15 protein-coding genes are annotated in these 19,155 nt (G+C 48.7%); 12 read left to right on the top strand and 3 right to left on the bottom strand.

What is annotated here, in order from left to right; all coding sequences use genetic code 11:
* Positions 1-4 precede the first annotated feature (4 nt).
* Together OM978_RS21150 and OM978_RS21145 are read right to left on the bottom strand one after the other, a co-directional pair.
* Positions 5-499, bottom strand: a complete 495-nt coding sequence (locus OM978_RS21150; RefSeq protein WP_233010100.1) for a DUF2271 domain-containing protein — start codon at positions 497-499, stop codon at positions 5-7.
* 30 nt (positions 500-529) lie between these two features.
* Entirely contained in the window at positions 530-1,138 is a 609-nt protein-coding gene (locus OM978_RS21145; protein ID WP_264344398.1) for a PepSY-associated TM helix domain-containing protein, read from the bottom strand.
* 269 nt (positions 1,139-1,407) lie between these two features.
* Here OM978_RS21145 and OM978_RS21140 point away from each other — a divergent pair, with 269 nt between their 5' ends.
* From OM978_RS21140 to OM978_RS21125, 4 genes are all read left to right on the top strand, one after another.
* The gene (locus OM978_RS21140; RefSeq protein WP_264344397.1) at positions 1,408-3,846 is read left to right on the top strand and encodes a TonB-dependent receptor domain-containing protein; all 2,439 of its coding nucleotides are present in this window, start codon (positions 1,408-1,410) and stop codon (positions 3,844-3,846) included.
* Between the two features lie 350 nt (positions 3,847-4,196).
* Complete coding sequence (locus tag OM978_RS21135) at positions 4,197-5,195, top strand: SMP-30/gluconolactonase/LRE family protein (protein WP_264344396.1); 999 nt, start codon at positions 4,197-4,199, stop codon at positions 5,193-5,195.
* 135 nt (positions 5,196-5,330) lie between these two features.
* Positions 5,331-5,969, top strand: a complete 639-nt coding sequence (locus OM978_RS21130; RefSeq protein ID WP_413690748.1) for a response regulator — start codon at positions 5,331-5,333, stop codon at positions 5,967-5,969.
* A gap of 2 nt (positions 5,970-5,971) precedes the next feature.
* Positions 5,972-7,492, top strand: coding sequence for a sensor histidine kinase (locus OM978_RS21125; protein ID WP_264344394.1), 1,521 nt, complete (start codon positions 5,972-5,974; stop codon positions 7,490-7,492).
* Here OM978_RS21125 and OM978_RS21120 read toward each other — a convergent pair.
* Positions 7,489-9,360: an Ig-like domain-containing protein gene (locus OM978_RS21120; RefSeq protein ID WP_264344393.1), complete on the bottom strand. Its 1,872-nt coding sequence runs from the start codon at positions 9,358-9,360 to the stop codon at positions 7,489-7,491. The genes OM978_RS21125 and OM978_RS21120 overlap by 4 nt on opposite strands.
* A 173-nt stretch (positions 9,361-9,533) precedes the next feature.
* Between OM978_RS21120 and OM978_RS21115 the strand changes: the two genes are divergently transcribed.
* The 8 genes from OM978_RS21115 to OM978_RS21080 all read left to right on the top strand — a co-directional run bounded on the left by OM978_RS21115 (position 9,534) and on the right by OM978_RS21080 (position 19,155).
* Complete coding sequence (locus OM978_RS21115; protein ID WP_264344392.1) at positions 9,534-9,839, top strand: DUF1840 domain-containing protein; 306 nt, start codon at positions 9,534-9,536, stop codon at positions 9,837-9,839.
* Positions 9,840-10,046: 207 nt separating this feature from the next.
* On the top strand, positions 10,047-10,352 hold the full coding sequence (locus OM978_RS21110; protein WP_264344391.1) for a DUF1840 domain-containing protein: 306 nt from the start codon (positions 10,047-10,049) through the stop codon (positions 10,350-10,352).
* Between the two features lie 248 nt (positions 10,353-10,600).
* On the top strand, positions 10,601-12,337 hold the full coding sequence (gene kdpA, locus OM978_RS21105; protein ID WP_264344390.1) for a potassium-transporting ATPase subunit KdpA: 1,737 nt from the start codon (positions 10,601-10,603) through the stop codon (positions 12,335-12,337).
* Positions 12,334-14,331: a potassium-transporting ATPase subunit KdpB gene (gene kdpB / locus OM978_RS21100; RefSeq protein WP_264344389.1), complete on the top strand. Its 1,998-nt coding sequence runs from the start codon at positions 12,334-12,336 to the stop codon at positions 14,329-14,331. Before kdpA ends, kdpB begins: the two co-directional genes overlap by 4 nt.
* A 2-nt stretch (positions 14,332-14,333) precedes the next feature.
* Positions 14,334-14,987, top strand: a complete 654-nt coding sequence (kdpC, locus tag OM978_RS21095) for a potassium-transporting ATPase subunit KdpC (protein ID WP_264344388.1) — start codon at positions 14,334-14,336, stop codon at positions 14,985-14,987.
* 93 nt (positions 14,988-15,080) lie between these two features.
* Positions 15,081-15,800 carry a TorF family putative porin gene (locus tag OM978_RS21090; protein WP_264344387.1) on the top strand — a complete coding sequence of 240 codons (720 nt, stop codon included), beginning with the start codon at positions 15,081-15,083 and terminating at the stop codon, positions 15,798-15,800.
* 11 nt (positions 15,801-15,811) lie between these two features.
* Complete coding sequence (locus OM978_RS21085; protein ID WP_264344386.1) at positions 15,812-18,472, top strand: sensor histidine kinase; 2,661 nt, start codon at positions 15,812-15,814, stop codon at positions 18,470-18,472.
* A 5-nt stretch (positions 18,473-18,477) separates the two neighbouring features.
* Positions 18,478-19,155: a response regulator gene (locus tag OM978_RS21080; protein ID WP_233010117.1), complete on the top strand. Its 678-nt coding sequence runs from the start codon at positions 18,478-18,480 to the stop codon at positions 19,153-19,155.

Here is a 19,155-nt window from a genome sequence, read left to right as displayed (position 1 = left end):
TGGACTATTTTCCCTGTACAGAAGTAAGTTGAATTTTGCCCAGCTCTTTGCTGGCCTTTATTTCTATTTGAACGGCACTGCCGTCCCATGTGAATGCTTGTTTAGCCAGATTACGGCCGCCTTGTTCACGGGCTGCTTCAACAAAAAGCACATAGTTACCAGCAGCAACAGCTTTGCCTTGTTCGTCTTTGCCATCCCAACGCACTTTGTAGCTGCCTGGCCCTTTGGTGGCACCTGTTTTTGCATCTACTAATTGAGGTTCACTGCGGCCCAGTTTGCGCCAGAAGCGACGTAAGTCTTTTATCCAATCCGGTTTTTCCAACCAGGCTTCGACTAAACGCACTGGTTGTTGTTGTTCGTTTTCAATCCATACCGCCACATAAGGTCTGTGATAAGTGCCGGTATCAATTTTTGGCAGTTCGACCTGAATTTCCAGTTCCTGTTGTGCCATGGCAGAGCCGCAACAAAACAGCAATGCAGCGACTAAATACTTGTACATACAATTCCCTCTTAGTGAAACGACTCTAAATTAGTGAAACGACGCTATATAAGCTAATAGAGCCAACACCACACCAGCTATAGCTGTGGCATTGCCAAAATCTCTTCTGTTCGGCTGACGCCACAATAAATAAAAGCCCGACAAGGCAAACAACACACAAAATACAGCGGTAATATCGATTAACCATTTCCAGCTGCTGCCAGCGTAACGGCCTTTATGTAAGTCGTTGGCCAAGGCCAGATAACCACCAAATTCAGCATCTAACTCTGCAGTGCGCTCTGCTAAATCAATCACCACAGCGGCATAACCGGCAGGGCGTTTAAAATCGATTTCCAGCAGTTCGTCTTCAGGCGAAAAATTCAGGTTGTAACCACCCTGTAACTGATGTTCCTGCTTTAACCAGTCGACATACAAAACCAGAGCGGCTTGTTGCTGATCATCAGGCAGGTTTAATAAATCCGGCAATTGTTCCGGCAGTTCCAACTGCAACTGCTGACTGGTTTTACCCATGCTACTGCTGATTTCAGGGTGGTTTAAGGTGATGCCCGTGATGGCAAAAAATAACAACAGCAACAACACCAACATAGCGCTGTAGGTATGTAACCAACGCATCCAACGAGCTAAAGCTGAACTCTTCACAGTACCCCCTAAAAATCAGCTGCCATGCTACTGAGAATTGTTCTTATTTGCAAGGTTTTCGCAACTGGCTGATTTAGTTGTTTATTGATCGCCTTTGTGTTCAGGCCCGCAACGTGACAATTGCTAGTGCAAATAGTTCGCAATAGCTATTGATCTTCTAATGAGAATCACTATCATTGTCGGCCATGCAAATTTATTAACTTATCTTTACAAATCGAGGTCAGATTTTATCCGCTTTGCGATGATCTGTTCGAACAACAGGAGTGTTTATGTTCAAGTCCCGCCCGGCCAAACTGGTGTTAGCCACCCAGCTCGCTTTAGGTCTGATAGCTACAGTTCAGGCAGAAGATGCAGTAGCTGTTAAAGATGAGCCTATTGAGCGCATCGTGGTTACGGCTTCAGGTTTTGAACAAAAGCTGGTGGACGCTCCTGCCAGTATTTCCGTTATTACAGCAGAAGAATTGCGTACCCGCCCTTACACTACCTTGCTCGATGCAGTACGTGATCTGGAAGGCGTCGATATTGGTGAAACCCGTGACAAAACAGGTCAGGGTACTATCAGTATGCGTGGCATGGGGTCGGATTACACTTTGATCCTGGTCGACGGTAAACGTCAGAATAACCATGGTGATATTTACCCAAATAACTTTGGCGGTAATCAGTTTGGTCATATGCCACCTCTGGATACCATAGAACGTATCGAAGTGATACGTGGCCCTGCTTCTACTTTGTATGGTGCCGACGCTTTAGGTGGTGTGATCAATATCATCACCAAAAAAGTCACTAACGAGTGGGCTGGCTCAGTCAGCCATAGCCGCACAGCGCAAACGGATGACAGTTTTGGGGAAGAGATCACCACTGACTTCAACGTGATGGGGCCTCTGATCCCTGGCGTATTGGGTATGTCCATTCGTGGTAGCGAATACAACCGTATGGCATCTACTCCAGAATATGCTGATGTAGTGTATCCAAATGGTGAAGTGCGTAGCCGTTCATTAGGTTTTGGCGCTGGCGGTAAAACAGTAGATAACGACAGCACAGTGTTAGGTGCTCGTCTGAGCTGGACTCCTGCTGAGAACCAGGCCATTTGGTTTGATATCGACACCTCGACCCAGGAATACGATAACAGCCCTGTAATTAATGATGATGGCAGCCGAGAATACCCTGTAGGTACAGTCGACAATATTGACAGTATCTGGGCCGCAGGTAATTTCTGTAAAGGCTTTGTGCCAACCACTGGTGGCAACCAACAGCAAAAATGTACTGCAGGTGGTGGTACCTGGGCACGCCGTGCTAACCCGCAGGTTGGCTATAGCCCAACTCAGGAATTTACCCGTGATACCTGGTCATTAAGTCACGAAGGCAAATGGGATCTGGGCAACAGTTTTGTGTCTTTATCTTATGTCGATACACAAAACCATGGCCGTACTTTGCCCTTTACTCTGGCAGAACGTGCACAGTTACTGACAATGATCGATGCTACAGGAGCTTATGCTGGTTTGAGCGTCGACGAGCGTAAGGCCATAGCTAAAGATACTTTCCTGCCACGATCTGCCCGTAAAATGGCCAGTAACCAATATACTCTGGATGCCAAAATGGATATGCCATTTGAACTGGCAGGCCAACACAAAGCCGTGTTTGGTACTCAGGTGATCCGTGGTGAGCTGGAAGATGGTGTCTTTGGTATGGAAAGTGGCACACCTGGTGGCGTGCAGGAGCACAATATGTGGTCCGTATTTGCAGAAGACACCTGGGACGCCACTCAGGAATTTTCCATCACTGCAGGTTTACGTCGTGACGATCATGAAATATTTGGCAGTGAAATGAGCCCACGTCTGTATGGTGTTTATACATTAACAGAACAGTGGACTATCAAAGGTGGTGTCAGTACCGGCTTTAAAACACCAAAAACAACTCAGTTGTATGATGGTGTCGTAGGCTTTGGTGGTCAGGGTACCTCTCCTATGTTTGGTAACCCGGATCTGGAACCTGAAACCAGCACCTCCACCGAAATTGCGGCTTATTGGGAACACCCTGACAACCACAACTTCAATATCACCATTTTCAATAATGAATTTGACGATAAAATTGCTTCTCAGCCATGTGGTGCCGCCACTGCACTGGTGTGCAGCAGCACGGGTGAATACGCCGATCTGGGTTATGCCACCAGTACAAAAACCGTCAATATTGATAACGTCACTATTAAAGGTGCCGAAGTAGCCGGGCGCTGGCAGATTATCGACACTATCGCTTTCCGTGCTAACTACACTTATACAGACAGCGAACAGAAAAGTGGTGCCAACAAGGGACAACCTCTGACCAACACAGCCAAACATATGGCGAACCTGACGATAGACTGGAATGCGACTGATGAGTTAAAAGTATTCCTGACGTCAGAAATCCGCACAAAACGTTTCCGCGCATGGGACACTGTTAACAATGCACCGCTGAACTACAAAGCCTACGACGTGTATCACTTAGGTGCCAGCTTCGCTGCCAGCGATTCAGTCACTTTTACTGCGCGGATCAACAACTTATTTGATCAGGACTTTACGACTTACGATTTAGCTTTCGTCGAGTGTGATAGCGGCACCAGCTGTATTCTGGATGCGAATGGCGCAAATGGCTATCAGGCCAGTTATGTCGACCACTTTAATAACAAAGACAAAGCCCGTAACTTATGGATGAGTGTGAACGTGAGTTTCTAAACTTGTTGTAAGGCAAGGCGTTAAAGAAACCGCAGATGATTCTGCGGTTTTTTTATGTCCATGGAAGGACTGTATGTCGAAAATGCAGGAGCATATTTTCGACGATGTCCATGGAAGGACGGTATGTCGAAAATGCAGGGTGATGGCGGTCTTTCGAAATGCCAACAGTTTGGCATTTCGCCGATATCACGCCTTCGCTTGTGGCGATGGCCGGAGCATATTTTCGACGATGTCCGCAGTCTCTTTGAAAAAAAGTAAATCTGAAACTAAGTTTATCTGACTCAGGCAGTGCTTTGGTTGCGCTAACAATGCTAGATTGTTGCCATTCCAACAAAACAAAGGTGACAAGGATGCGACATAGTGTAGCGCTGCTTTTTTTAACGTCTTCTCTGGCTTTTGCCAATCCATCCCCAATTCCGGCCAATCCGGTACAACAACTTAAACCTGAGCTCAGTCAGGTGATTGCTACGGATGCTCAACTGGAAATACTGGCTGAAGGTTTTCGTTGGGCTGAAGGCCCTGTGGCTGAACCCAAAACCGGAGATATTTTGTTCTCCGATGTGCCGAAAAATAAAATCTGGCGCTGGAATGCAAAAGACGGTTTAACTTTGTATCTAAGCCCTTCTGGCCATACAGGTTTTGTCGACGAACCTTCCATCAAAGAAGGCTCCAATGGTTTGATTTTTAACCAAAAAGATCAACTGGTACTGGCGCAGCATGGCGACAGGCGTTTAGCTGTATTGAAGTCAGTCAGTGCAAAAGGCCCGGAATATCAAAGCCTGACGACCAGCTATCAGGGCAAATTGTTTAATAGTCCTAATGATGTAGTGCAGCACAGCAATGGCAGCTATTTATTTACCGATCCACCTTATGGTTTAAAAGATGCCGATGACTCGAAACAAAAGCAGCTGGCTTTTAATGGCGTATATTGGCTCAAAGGTAGCGATGTCACACTGGTTACCGATCAACTGACCCGCCCAAATGGTTTGGCTTTATCACCGGATGAAAAGTGGTTGTATGTTGCTAACTCAGACCCACAAGCAGCGCAGTGGTGGAAGTATGCTCTGGCTGCAGATGGCACTGTAGGCGAAGGTCAGCTATTTTTTGACGCAACGGCTTGGGTGAACAGCAAACCTGGGTTACCAGATGGTTTAAAAGTATTACCTTCAGGCCATTTGCTGGCGACAGGCCCAGGTGGTGTGTTGGTGTTTAATGCCAAAGGCGAACATCTGGGCACTATTCAAACCGGAGTTGCAGCGGCTAATGCAGCTTTAAGTCTGAATAAAGAGTATTTGTATATCACGGCTTCCAGCTATTTATTGCGGATTAAGCTAAAAACCGCAGCCTGAGCAAAGGCCAGTGTATAGAAATGTAAAGCTGCTCATAAATGGAGCAGCTTAAGGTTAAACTGCGGACTATTGAATCCGGAGTACCAGCCCTTGAACCCTTTATTGCTAATTGATGATGACCAGGAACTCACCTCGATGTTAAGTACTTACTTACAACGCGAGGGTTTTGTGGTGCAGGTAGCCAATGATAGTCAGTTAGGCTTACGGCAAGCCATTTCCGGTCATTACGAACTCCTGGTGCTGGATGTGATGATGCCGGGTTTAGATGGCATATCGCTGTTACGGCAAATTCGTCAGCACTCTAAAGTCCCGGTCATTATGCTCACAGCTAAAGGCGACGACATAGATAAAGTGCTGGGCCTGGAATTAGGTGCGGACGACTATGTCGCCAAGCCTTGTTTACCCCGCGAATTGGTGGCGCGTATCAGGGCTATCTTACGTCGTGTGCAACAGCAGCAAGACGAACCCACCGAAGTCAAAGTCGGGCCTTTAACGCTCGAACCCGGCTCACGTAAGGCCTGGGTTAATGGCCAACAAATTCAACTGACTGGGGCTGAATTCAGTGTGCTTTGGGTGCTGGCCTGTCAGGCCGGCCGATTGGTCAGTAAAGCAGAATTATCGCTACAGGCTTTAGGCAAAACCTTAACTCAATATGACCGCAGTCTGGATGTGCATATCAGCAATATCCGTCAAAAGCTTGGCAAAAGAGCAGACCAACAAGCCTGGATTGAAGCTGTGCGCGGCAAGGGTTATCAACTGATGCAACAGTCTTAATTATGGGTCAGGTGTTCTGGAAGTTCTTATTAGCCTTTTGGGGCGCGTTGATTCTGGCCGGCACTTTAGTCTGGGCTGTCAACGAAGTCAGTCGCTCTACGGACGGTGAACCCAAACCTGTCTGGATAGGCCCGCAGCTCAGATTGGTGTTAGGTTCAGCTCAACTGATGATGGACTCTGGTGGTATAAAGTTGCTCGGTGATGTATTGCAGCGCTGGGAAGAAGATCCGATGTCCCGCGACAAAATTCTGCTGCTGAATAACCAGGGCGAAGATTATTTACAGCGAGATGTGCCGGGTGACTGGGCACAATTACTGAAAGACCAACCTGAATACAAGGTGCAGGATAAATCTGGCCAAAGCTGGTTTTTATTGGCGGTGCCACGCCACGAGTTTTTACTGGAATGGTTGCGAAGTGGCAGAGGCTTGATGGCGACTGCATCCATGCCAGCGCAACGTATTGATGTTCAGCATCCACAAGCTGCAAGACCCCATGGTCCTCCTCCTGGTGAGGCTGTGCAGCCTTTTGGCCCCACTGGTCTTGGTGACAAAGGCCCACCTCCTGAAATGCGTGGCATAGCGGTAAGAGCCACCATGGCTATGCCACCGGTCTGGTTTCATCCGGCATTTTTACTGGCAGCCATTCTGGTCACCAGCTTATCTGTCAGTTTGTGGCTGGCCTGGTACTTTGCTTCACCGGTACGGCAATTAAAACGAGCTTTGCAGTCACTGGCGTCCGATCACTGGCTGACTCAACTCGGTCCTAAAGTCACAGGGCGGCGCGATGAGTTTGGTGCAGTAGCCCGCAGTTTTAACGACATGGCCAAAAGTGTCGAGCAAGCTATCAGTGGGCAGCGCCGTTTATTACATGATGTCTCTCACGAATTCCGCTCACCCTTAGCCCGTTTACAAATACTGGTGGGGCTGGCACGGCAAACACCTTCTGAAAGCGCTATGGTGTTGGATAAAGTTGAAGCAGAAACCCAGAAACTGAATGCGCTGGTCGAAGAAATTCTGACTTATTCACGGCTGGAAAGTGGTGCAGCTGCTGTGAAGTTGCAGCAAGTGGACCTGCTGGAGTTATTGGAATCCGTCGCTGAAGACGGTCGACTCGAGGCGCTGTCACAGCAAAAACAACTGCTGGTAAAAGCAGATGCAAAGGTGCGTGTGCTGGCTGACCCTGATTTACTCTACCGTGCGCTGGAAAACCTGATCCGCAATGCCATCAAATTTACTCCGGCAAACACAGTAGTGGCAGTTGAATTACAGCAGCAAGCGCAGCAGGTACAAATCCGTATTTCCGATCAGGGCCCTGGTGTAGCTCATGCTGATTTAGCCAAACTTTTTACGCCCTTTTTTCGTGGTCAAAGCAAAAAAGACGGTGTCGGCTTAGGCTTAAGTATTGCCAAAAGAGCAGTGGAAAGTTGTGGCGGAGAAATGAAGCTGCATAACCTTTATGCAGCGTCAGGTATAGTCTGTGGTTTTCAGGCGGTGATTAGCTTACCGCTGGATTCGAACGTTTAAGGTACTGTGACACTGATAGCTAATGGAGTGCCGCCTGAAACCCCTAAAGTGACAGTGGCAGTATCACCCGAAATACCTCCGCTGGTGCTGATTTGCAGCTCACACTGGCCATACAAATCTGTGCGCAAGCTGGCCGTTGCCAGACAATCACCAACATCAACCTGCAGATTTCCTCCGTTTGTCGCACCATAGCTAATGCCCGCTTCAAAACTAAGGAAGGGTAAACGCACTGAACCTTGATCCTGTATCTCCAGGCTCAGAATAGTGTCACCACTAATGCTGGTGATACCAGAGTTAATCACAGCCGGGCCTATATAAGTAAAACAAGCTCTGTCATCAATAGTAGTAGCGCTGCTGCCACTGGCTTCTGCAACAACAAAGACCTGAGCTGAGCCTTGAGGTGAATGGCGGGTATCTAAGCTGGACGAAATACAACTGGTTAAAATGGTGTCCTGATTGGCCGGATAAGTCAGGTAGAAGCTGGCCGCACCGTCTTGTGTAACAGCCTGACCACTGACCAGACCTTCTTTTGTCGGATCCACACCAGCAACCTGCATACCTAAAAGTGAAGCTCCAATCAGATATTCCAGCCCAGTTTCTGTGTTCAGATAGTTTTTATTCACTGTCACACTATTTGCCTGATTAGGTAAGGCGGCGACAAAACGACTTTTATCTTCAGCCTGGGCGTTAAAAATCAACACCCTGTCCTGTGCTTCGATAAAACGGCTGGTGTTATTACGGGTAATCACAGCACTTTGGAATAAGGCGTTGCTTTGGTCGGTAAATACGGCCGAATTCGCATTGGTGGACGCATTGCCATCAATTACGCTACTGCCAAAACCGTAGTTAATCTGCGGGACGCGGTTAGATAACAAGACGCTGTCGATCACACCCAGATTAATAACAGTACCATCAGCAACAGGGTTACCGTATCTATCTGTGACCAGCAAACCACCTTCACGTCTGTAGCTGCCATTGCCCATATTCTGAATACCAGCTTCTATCGGATAACTAAATACAATAGAGTGAGCCGGGCCTGAGGCTATACTCAGTATTGAAGCTGTTGTCTGGATCGCAGGGCTATAACTTGCTCCTGTGTTGTCCAAAGCTTCAGCTGTTAGTTCTACCACTCCGGGTAACTGGCCTGAATTCAGGGTTAAAGTAGCAACGCCATTTGAAGTGGCTACATCCAGAGTTTTAGTGTTTTGAACCAACTGACCAGAGGCCTGAGTTCCCAGCAACAACTCACCACCATTGGGTTGAGTAACAAAACTAACCCGTACATTGTTTATTCCGGCAGGAGCATCTTTAGCTGCGCCCCCTGTGGAAGTGAGTAAACGCACCGTAATAGTGCTGCTTTCCATTTGGCCTACACCAGCAACATAAATGGCGCGCTCACTGGCAGCAATACTGATGCTTGCAGGTACAGGCCGTTCAGGTTCCACAGCAGTACCAGCGATAGTGACAGAGGTAGTGGTCTGTACTCCATTTACATAAACAGTCACAGTGGCTGAGCCGGCACTTTGGCCTGGATACAAACGCACTGCAGCCACACCATTACCTGCATCATTAGAACCGCCACGGCCAGTTTCAGCTGTTGTGCGGGTCACTACTTCTGCCGAATTAAAGCTGCCTAAGCTGGTGCTGAATTGCACTGTCGCATTAGGTAACAAAGCTCCGTCAGCGTCTCTGACAGTGGCCGAAATAGTAGTAAAACGCTCTGGAAAACCAATATCCAGACTGGCCGTGCTGGCGCCTACTGTCACAGCAGTGGCATCTTCAGTTTTATTGGAGCCACCACAGGCGGTTAAAAGTAAAAGGGGCAAAACAAAAAACAGACCAGTCAAAAAGCGCGGCAACACTGTCATACATCATCCTTGTAATCAGATCGTTAGCTTATGTAAAAATTTGCAGATTTTACTGAATTCTAAAGAGGTACGGGGCTTTTGTATAGGCTCACTTTAGCTCAGCGGCATTTGCTTGTAGTTTCAGGCTTAACAGCGCATGCTGAGGCTTCATTTCTCCGGAAGATCAGATTGTTATGTTAATTACATTTAAATCCACCGCCAGCGCGCCAGTACAGATGTTTGGTCATGTCGCTTTGCAGTTATTAGAGTTGATGGGCCGTCAGCCTAAAGCTCCGGGCGCCTTTTATGCCGAAGATGTAGCAGCGGCTTTGGCCCAACTGCAACAGGGTTTGGAGTCGCAATCCACAGAACAAATAGCGGCCTCTGCCGATCTGCAGGGAGACAATCCGGCAGCCATTCCGCTGCGTAACAGAGCCTTGCCACTTATTCAATTAATGCAGGCGGCAGTGCGCGAACAAAAAGGTGTCAGCTGGGAGTAACCCTTTCCCCGTCGTACTTGAAGCCGCAGCTTTGTTGGCCAGACTCTTTCGCCCCAGTCGCATAGTGAATCTATGCTCAGGGGACTCTTTCGCTTGCCGCCGCGCTGCAACTCCAATTACTTAGGGGAAACCTTAGCCTTTATGTACAGGCAATTTCTACGTCGTTGCATATACTTAAGTCAGGTTGCCGTAGTCAGGAGTTAGCTTATGTTAGTGACTTTCCATTCCAAAGATTCAGCCCCTGTTACCTTATTTGGTCAGGTCGCAGTGCAACTGCTGCATATGATGGGGCACAGCGGCAAAGTGCCTGGTGCTTTGTATGCTGAAGATGTCGCTAAACATTTGGCTAGTTTGCAGGAAAAAATGCAGTACTGGCCCGAAGAAAGCATTATGGCCAAAACAGGCCACAGCCCGGACTCCTCCGTTAGTCTGCATCACCGCGCTTTGCCTTTAATGGCACTGCTTAACAGCGCTGTGGCTGGGGGCAATAATGTGAGTTGGGATAAGGGATAAGCGCATTTACCCTTTCTTGTTTCTGTGTACCCCTTAGTTATTTTCTAATCCCCCAATCTTTACGATCTCTTTACGCCCTTCAATTTTATCCATCTGGAGACTTTACGCCTCTGGCACCTAAGCTTTGCACCGGATTTACACCACTGAGGATGCCGAGATGGGCTGGTTGTTATTGATGTTGATTGGCGCCTTAAGCGCTTTGTTGATTTACGCCATGTTGGCACCGGAAAAGTTCTGAGGAGCCACTGATGGAAATTATGCTGATTTTAACTTTGGCTTTGCTGTTGGCATGGCCATTGGGCGCTTATATGACCGGGATTTTTTCCGGTCAGAAGCATTGGAGTGACAAGGTATTTGGTCCTGTTGAAAACGGGATCTTTAAAATTCTGGGCGTAAAGGCCAGTGAAGGCATGAACTGGAAAAGCTATGGTATAGCTTTTTTAATCAGCAACCTGGTGCTGGGCGTAATCGCCTTTTTGCTGTTGATGTTTCAGCATGTATTGCCGATGAATCCGGATGGAATTGGGCCATTAAGTTGGGATTTAGCGCTGCATACTGCCGTATCCTTTTTAACGAACACCAACCAGCAACACTATTCTGGTCAGGCTCAACTGAGTTATTTAAGCCAGGGTTTTGTCATTGTCACTTTGCAGTTTGTCACCCCAGCTATGGGCCTGGCGGTTTGTCTGGCGGTATTACGTGGTTTGATTGGCGGTCGCCAACTTAGTGAAGAGCATAAAGATGCTGATGAGGGTGAAGAGCGTGATTTAGGTAACTACTATCAGGACACTGTGCGTGCGGTGCTGCGTTTGATGTTGCCTTTAGCCGCACTAGTCGCGCTGTTATTGGCCAGTCAGGGCGTGCCTTCGACTTATCAGGCCAGTCCAACAGTACCAGTAGTTGAGCAAGGTCAGAGCCTGACTGAGCAAAAAATCCCATTAGGTCCTGTTGCCGCTATGGTGGCTATTAAACAACTGGGTACCAATGGTGGTGGCTGGTATGGTCCAAATAGTGCTAACCCACTGGAAAACCCTACTCCTGTTGCTAATGCCATTGAAACCATAGCGCTGGTGCTGATCCCTATCGCTATCGTCTTTATGGCCGGTGGTCTGTTACGTCAACGTGGTTTTGCCAGAATGTCTTTGGCTGTGATGGGCTTTTTAAGTCTGTTTTGTGTAGGTGCAGCCATTTACAGCGAACAGCAGCCGAATGCCGCCTTTAGTGGCTTAGCAGAGCAGGCGGGCAATATGGAAGGTAAGGAAGTACGTTTGGGTACTGACCTGTCAGCGCTCTGGGCAACTCTTACCACTCAAACCTCCAATGGTTCAGTCAATGCGATGCACGACTCACTCAATCCTGTGGCAGGTTTGGTGACCCGTTCTGGCATGCTGATCAATGCCATCTGGGGCGGTATTGGTTGTGGTTTTGTGAACTTTATTGTCTACGTCTGGATAGCGGTGTTTATAGCCGGTCTGATGATAGGCCGCACACCGGAAATCTTTGGCCGTAAGCTGGAAAAAACCGAAATCAGCTGGCTGGGTGTATTGCTGGTATTACCTAGCGCTGTGATTTTAACTTTTACCGCTATTACCGTAGCTATCCCAGCCATTACCGGCAACAGCAACCCTGGTTTGCACGGTATTGCCCAGGTGTTTTATGAATACACTTCAGCTTTTGCCAACAACGGTTCTGGTTTTGAAGGTTTAGGTGATAACACGCCGTGGTGGAATATCAGCTGTGTGATTGTGCTGTTACTGGGTCGTTATTTACCGCTGGTGATCCCGCTGGTGATTGCAGGTTTATTGGCGAAAAAACGTCAGATCCCAGTCAGCAACGGTACCTTACCTCTGCATAACCTGACCTTTGGTGTCACTTTGGTCACAGTGATTTTAATCCTGAATTTCCTGTCCTTTTTACCTTCTATGGTGCTGGGCCCAATTGGCGAAGCACTGGAATTAACCTCTATTGCAGGTGATTTAAAATGAGTAATACCTTAACTCAGGCAAGTCGCGCGGCTTTTGTAAAGTTACACCCAAAACTGGCGGTTAAAAGCCCTGTGATGCTGGTGGTATGGGTGGGTACAGTGCTGGCGCTTGGTATGACAGCCAATAGTGTAATAAATGGCAAAGACTACGGCTTTGAGCTGGCCAGCAGCCTGATCCTGTTTTTCACCTTATGGTTTGCTAACTTTGCCGAAGCTATAGCCGAAGCCCGTGGCCGTGGTCAGGCTGCCAGCTTAAAAGCAACCCGTCGTGATTTAACAGCCCAGTTGCTGCGTGAATCCGAAGAACCTATAGCAGTTTCCGCCAGTCAGTTAAAAGCCGGTGACAAAGTGCTGGTTGAAGCTGGCCAGTTTGTGCCTGCAGACGGTGAAATTATCCTGGGTGTTGCCACCATCAATGAATCGGCCTTAACGGGCGAATCAGCACCGGTGCTGCGTGAAGCCGGTACCGACCACTCAGGTGTTATTGCCGGTACCAAGGTATTAAACGGTACTATTACTGTGATGGTGACGGCAGAAGCTGGTCATAGTTTCCTTGATAAAATGATCAGCCTGGTTGAAGGCACCAACAGACAAAAAACACCCAACGAGCTGGCGCTGACCGTGCTGTTAGCTGCTTTAACTTTAGTGTTCTTAATAGCTGTGGCGACCTTACCTGCAATGGCCGCTTTTGTTGGGATCGAACTGGACCTGTTGATGCTGATAGCTTTGGTGGTTTGTTTAATTCCAACTACTATTGCCGGTTTATTGCCTGCCATAGGTATTGCCGGTATGAACCGTGCTTTGGCTGCCAATGTGATTGCCAAGTCGGGTAAAGCTGTTGAAGTAGCGGGTGATATCGATACTTTATTACTGGATAAAACCGGCACCATCACTTTTGGTGACCGTCAGGCGACTGCGTTTTTTGCGCTGCCTGGTGTGGCTCAATCTGAACTGGTGCGTGGTGCTGTGCTTTGCTCAGTACAGGATCCAACGCCTGAAGGTAAGTCTGTGGTGCGCCTGGCGCAGGAACAAGGTGCCGCCGCTGAAACTCTGCCAGACAATGCCCAATTTATTCCATTCAGCGCGCAAACCCGTTTATCCGGTGTGCAACTGGATAGTGGTGAACATTGGGTAAAGGGCGCTGCCGATGCAGTAAAAAAATGGGCACAAAGCCGCGGTCTGGCTGTACCCAACAATCTGGACCCTATAGTCACCAAAGTGGCGCAACAAGGTGCAACGCCATTAGTGGTTGCTAATCAGCAACGTATTTTGGGTGTGATCCAGTTATCTGATGTGATTAAACCTGGTGTGGCTGAGCGTTTTGCCGAGCTGCGTGCTTTAGGTGTGCGCACCATTATGGTCACAGGTGACAACCCTATTACGGCTGGCGCTATTGCCGCTGCTGCTGGTGTGGATGACTTTGTGGCTGAAGCCCGGCCTGAAGACAAACTGGCGCTTATTCGTCGCGAGCAGGCGTTAGGTCGTTTAGTGGCTATGGTCGGTGATGGTACCAACGACGCGCCTGCTTTAGCTCAGGCCGACGTCGGCTTAGCCATGAACTCAGGTACTCAGGCCGCCAAAGAAGCGGGCAATATGGTGGATCTGGATTCAGACCCAACCAAGCTGCTGGCCGTGGTGGAAGTAGGCAAACAGTTGCTGATCACCCGTGGCGCTTTAACCACCTTCTCTTTAGCCAATGACGTCGCTAAGTACTTTGTCATAGTGCCAGCCGTTTTTGCGGCCGCTATGCCTGGTATTGCAGCTTTGAATTTTATGCAGCTGCCGGACCCAAAAATGGCGGTGTTATCTGCGCTGATTTTTAATGCGCTGATTATTCCGGCTTTAATTCCGCTGGCATTAAAAGGCGTAAAAATCCGCGCCATCAGTGCTGAAAAACTGTTACGCAACAATATGTTGATCTTCGGCTTAGGCGGAGTGTTATTGCCTTTTGCCGCGATCAAATTGATTGATGTTTTACTGAACTGGATGTTTTAACTATGAACACTACTTCGATTTCTCGTGCTGGGGTTTCTCGTTCTGGAGCTGTCCGTGCTGGTTCTGATGCCGCAGTTTCTACACAACACGCTGTCTGGCGTCCGGCTTTGGGTTTAGCTGCTGTGATGCTGGTGACTTGTGGTCTGGTCTACAGCGCCACTGTCACAGGTGTGGCTGGTCTGTTATTTCCACAGCAAGCTACAGGCTCTTTAGTGCTGGTCGACGGCAAAGCCGTTGGCTCCGCCTTAATAGCCCAGCCTTTTAGTGGCGATATGTATTTCCATGGCCGTCCAAGCAGTGTCAATACCGACCCTATGTCGACTGGTGGTAGTAACTTAGCTCCTTCCAATCCAGCTTTACGTGACAGGGTCGCGGCAGAGAGCGCTGTATTGACAGAGCGTTATCAGCTCTCTGCCACTGAACTGCCGGTTGACTTGCTGGCAAGCTCTGGCTCTGGTGTCGACCCACATATATCGCCTGAAGCTGCAGCTTTGCAGTTAAAGCGGGTGGCCGCTGCACGCAGCATCCCTGCAGAGATGCTGAGTAAATTAGTGGAACAACAAACAGAAGCGCCACAGTGGGGCATTTTTGGCCAGCCACGCGTCAATGTGTTGCTGTTAAATCTGGCTTTAGATCAGCAATTTCCAGCTCGTTAATCCTTTTCAGGTTTGGTGCTTAACGGGACACCAAACCACTGCATAGTGCTATGCACTATGCAGTTTTTCTCCCGTCTTATTTCAGGAATCTATATGCGTATTTTTGTTTCTGCTCTGAGTTCTGTTGTGTTGTTATTAAGTCAGCCTGTTGCGGCTGAAACAGTCAATAGTACGGGCTCTGTGCTGTTGATTTCAGATTATTTATACCGCGGTATTTCACAAACCGACGAAGGTCCTGCGTTGCAGGGTAGCCTGACGTTGGCCACCGACTCGGGTTGGTATGCTAGTGCCTGGGGTTCCAATATTAAATTTGGTCAAGGCAGCATGGAGCTGGATATTTCTGCTGGCCGCAGCTTTGCTGTAGCCCAGGACTGGACAGTGGATCTGGGTCTGATGCAATACCGTTACCCTAAGGGCGATAACAGCACCGATCAATTTAACTTTATCGAAGGTTACGGCAAGCTGATTTATCAGGACTGGACTTTTGGGCTGGCACTGACAGACGATTATTTTGGCGCTGGTGTGGGTAAATTCTGGTATTTAAGCGCTGACTGGAATCAGCAGTTAACAGAGCAGCTGCAGCTACAATGGCATCTGGGCTACAATAAGTTTGCTAATGCATTGGAATTTAAAAACTTTTTAGCTTCAGCAAGCGAAGATGGTTCTGGCTACACAGATTGGGGCGTCAAACTAAACACCACCCAGCTAGGTCTGAATTGGTCTGTGGGTTATGCCGGAACGTCTGTCAGCAGTGCGGCATGCAGCGAACTTTGTGACAATAGAGTACTGGTTAGCGTCGGTAAGAATTTTTAAGGAAAGAATCCGTGGTAACAGACTCCCGCAGACAACAAGCTGATGCGTTGTTAAAAAACCTGCAACAGCAGCAGGGTGGCCAGCTTAAGATCTTTTTAGGTGCTGCGCCTGGTGTAGGTAAAACCTGCGCCATGCTCAATGCTGCCCGCGAGCGCATGCAACAAGGCACAGCAGTGATGGTGGGGCTGGTGGAAACTCATGGCCGCGCCGACACAGAAGCTTTGTTGCAAGGCTTTGAGCTGTTACCACGGCGTCAGTTGGATTATCAGGGCCAACAGTTAACCGAATTTGATTTAGATGCTGCTTTAGCCGCCAAGCCAGCCCTGTTGCTGGTGGACGAGCTGGCGCACAGTAATATTCCGGGCAGCCGGCATAAAAGGCGTTATCAGGATATCGCTGAGTTATTGGCCGCAGGCATAGATGTGTACACCACTATTAATGTGCAGCATATCGCCAGTCTGAACGATTTAGTGCTGCAAATCAGTGGTATACGCGTAAAAGAAACAGTACCGGATCAGTTTATCGACAGCGCACAACAGTTAGTTTTTGTCGATTTAGCGCCCAATCACCTGCTAGAGCGTTTACAGCAAGGCAAGGTCTATGTAGCGGACTATGCCGCTTTGGCGGTGAAACAGTTTTTCCAGTTGGAAACCTTAACAGCGCTGCGTGAAATGGCGATGAAGCTGGTGATGAGCCATGTGGATGCCCAGTTAAAAACCGAGCAGGACGCCAAAGCCCGTGGCAGTGATTATCTGATTCAGGATAAATTGCTGGTGCTGATCTCCAACCGCCGTGATCACGAATACCTGATCCGCATTGGCCGCCGTGTTGCCGAAAAACGCCAGATGCCTTGGGTTGTGGTCTGGGTCGACACCGGGCAGATGCAGTATCAGTCGACGCAACAACGATTGCAGTCGGCTTTTGCCCTGGCGCGTGAACTTGGCGCTCAGACCGATATTTTGCGTGGCCCTTCTACTTTGCAGACCATTTTGCCTTATATCACAGAGCATCGTATTAACGCTGTGCTGGTCGGGGCTGGTACAAAACGTGTAATGCAGCCCTGGCGTAAGCCGTTGTATCAACAACTGATTAATAGCGGTTTACCACTGGAAGTGTCGGTGTATCGCTCTGGCGAATCGACCCAACAAACCAGAGCTGCAACACCAGCTTCGGGCACCTTTGGCCAGAAAGCCGGTTATGCTTTTGGTGCACTTTTTACCGCAGCAGCCAGTGCTTTGGCATTAGCTTTGGACCAATGGCTGCAAAGTGGCAATCTGGTGCTGATTTTTGTGTTGGCTGTGGTGCTTTGTGGTCTGAAATACGGCGCCCGCCCCGCTATTTTTACCGCTTTGTTGTCGTTTTTCAGTTTTAACTTTTTCCTGACCGAACCTTATTTCACCTTTAATGTGAATAAAAATGATGATGTCGCCACGCTGATTTTTATGCTGGTGATAGGTATGACTTGTGGCCCGGCCGCTTCGCGTATCCGGCAGCAATTATTGCTACTGAAAGAAGCCAACAGATACTCAGAATTACAACGGGATTTTGCTCAGCAGCTGACAGTGATCCATCAAACCGATGAACTCTGGACTATTTTGGCAGCCCAGCTGACCCAAGCGCTGCGCTGCCCTGTACATCTGGTTACCCTTGATCAACAAGAACAACAAATACTGCCTGCACTACATCAGCCTTTGCTGGCCTTGGATCAGGCGATGATTGATTGGTCCAGACGGCATCAGCAAATGGCAGGTCGTTTTAGCGATACCCTCAATGCCAGCCAGTGGACAGCTTTGCCATTGGTTGTGCAAGGTAAAACTATCGCCGTTATAGTGCTGCAGTTTCCCGCTACTGTGCAGGTATTAAGGCCGGACGACAGGGATTTAATAGCGACGTTAAGTCAGCAGGCCGTCAGTGTCTGGCAGCGCATTAGCCTGAATACGGAACTGGAGAGCTCAAAACTTAAAGCCGAAATGGAGCAATTGCGTTCGGCTTTATTGTCTTCTGTGTCGCACGACTTACGTTCACCGCTAGCCGCCATGATGGGTTCTGCTGAGAGTTTACAGGTGCTGGACCAGCAGTTATCCAAAGAAGATCGGAATGAGCTGTTAAGCACCATCATGCTGGAAAGCCAGCGGCTGGACCGATATATCCAAAACCTGCTGGATATGACGCGTTTAGGTCATGGCACCTTAAAGCTGGAACGGGATTGGGTATCGGTGGCCGATATTATTGGCAGTGCCAAACAACGCTTAAAGCGCTTTTTCCCGCAAGTGGACGTGGAATACGAAGCTGCGCCGGATTTACCTTTACTTTATGCCCATGCCGCTTTGCTGGAACAAGGGCTGTTTAATATTCTGGAAAATGCCGCTAAATATAGCCCTGATGGCGAGCCAGTGCGGGTTTGGGTCAGTCAGCAAGGCAAAATCTGCCGCATTGAAATTGAGGACAGTGGCCCAGGTATTCCGGAAGCGCTGCGGGAAAAAGTCTTTGATATGTTTTATGTGGTGGCCGACGGCGACAGTAAAAGGCACAATACTGGCATGGGGCTGGCGATTTGTCGTGGCATGATTGGTGCGCACGGAGGTTCGGTCAAAGCCACCTCAGCCCGTGTTGGCACTGGTTCACGTTTTATTGTCGAATTGCCTTTGCCCGAAATCCAAGCAGGAGACTAAACCTATTGTCCGCCCGAATTCTGGTTGTTGATGACGAAATGCAAATCCGCAAAATGTTGCGGATTGCGTTAAAAAGTGTCGGTTATGACGTGACTGAAGCTGATTCAGTCGAATCTGGTCTGGCAGCTTTAGTTCGCCAGCAGCCGGATTTATTGGTGCTGGATTTAGGTTTGCCCGATGGTGATGGCCTGGATTTATTAAGCGAACTGCGCAGCTTTTCCAAGGTTCCTGTTATTGTTTTGTCTGTGCGTAATGGTGACTCCGACAAAATCAAAGCGCTGGATATAGGTGCTCAGGATTATGTGACTAAACCTTTTAGTGTTGAAGAGTTGCTGGCGCGGGTGCGGGCGCAATTACGCGACCGTTTGCCGGATAAAACCCCGGCTGTGCTGGACGATGGTTATCTGCATATAGACCTCGCCCGCCGTCTGGTGACCTGCAAGACGCAGGAAGTGGAACTAACCCCAAAAGAATATGCGGTGCTGGCTACCTTGGCTCAGCATCGACAATGTGTGATCACACAAAAACAGCTGCTGGAACAAATATGGGGCCCAACCCATGGTCAGGACACCCATTATTTACGTATTGTGATCAGTCACTTACGACAAAAAATAGGCGACGACCCCACCGAGCCTAAGTATCTGAAAACTGAAGCTGGTATAGGTTATCGCCTTATGATTTGA

Origin of the sequence: Rheinheimera sp. MM224 (assembly GCF_947090785.1) — a bacterium.
Lineage (GTDB): Bacteria > Pseudomonadota > Gammaproteobacteria > Enterobacterales > Alteromonadaceae > Pararheinheimera.
The sequence above is the reverse complement of the archived record's forward strand: the minus strand, read 5'-3'. Positions and strand labels throughout refer to the sequence as shown.

What these genes read in the sequence shown, in the direction of transcription:
- OM978_RS21150 (WP_233010100.1), bottom strand. Translation starts at nt 499, where the DNA reads ATGTACAAGTATTTAGTCGCTGCATTGCTGTTTTGTTGCGGCTCTGCC.
- OM978_RS21140 (WP_264344397.1), top strand. Translation starts at nt 1,408, where the DNA reads ATGTTCAAGTCCCGCCCGGCCAAACTGGTGTTAGCCACCCAGCTCGCT.
- OM978_RS21135 (WP_264344396.1), top strand. Translation starts at nt 4,197, where the DNA reads ATGCGACATAGTGTAGCGCTGCTTTTTTTAACGTCTTCTCTGGCTTTT.
- OM978_RS21130 (WP_413690748.1), top strand. Translation starts at nt 5,331, where the DNA reads ATGTTAAGTACTTACTTACAACGCGAGGGTTTTGTGGTGCAGGTAGCC.
- OM978_RS21125 (WP_264344394.1), top strand. Translation starts at nt 5,972, where the DNA reads ATGGGTCAGGTGTTCTGGAAGTTCTTATTAGCCTTTTGGGGCGCGTTG.
- OM978_RS21120 (WP_264344393.1), bottom strand. Translation starts at nt 9,360, where the DNA reads ATGACAGTGTTGCCGCGCTTTTTGACTGGTCTGTTTTTTGTTTTGCCC.
- OM978_RS21115 (WP_264344392.1), top strand. Translation starts at nt 9,534, where the DNA reads ATGTTAATTACATTTAAATCCACCGCCAGCGCGCCAGTACAGATGTTT.
- OM978_RS21110 (WP_264344391.1), top strand. Translation starts at nt 10,047, where the DNA reads ATGTTAGTGACTTTCCATTCCAAAGATTCAGCCCCTGTTACCTTATTT.
- kdpA (WP_264344390.1), top strand. Translation starts at nt 10,601, where the DNA reads ATGGAAATTATGCTGATTTTAACTTTGGCTTTGCTGTTGGCATGGCCA.
- kdpB (WP_264344389.1), top strand. Translation starts at nt 12,334, where the DNA reads ATGAGTAATACCTTAACTCAGGCAAGTCGCGCGGCTTTTGTAAAGTTA.
- kdpC (WP_264344388.1), top strand. Translation starts at nt 14,334, where the DNA reads ATGAACACTACTTCGATTTCTCGTGCTGGGGTTTCTCGTTCTGGAGCT.
- OM978_RS21090 (WP_264344387.1), top strand. Translation starts at nt 15,081, where the DNA reads ATGCGTATTTTTGTTTCTGCTCTGAGTTCTGTTGTGTTGTTATTAAGT.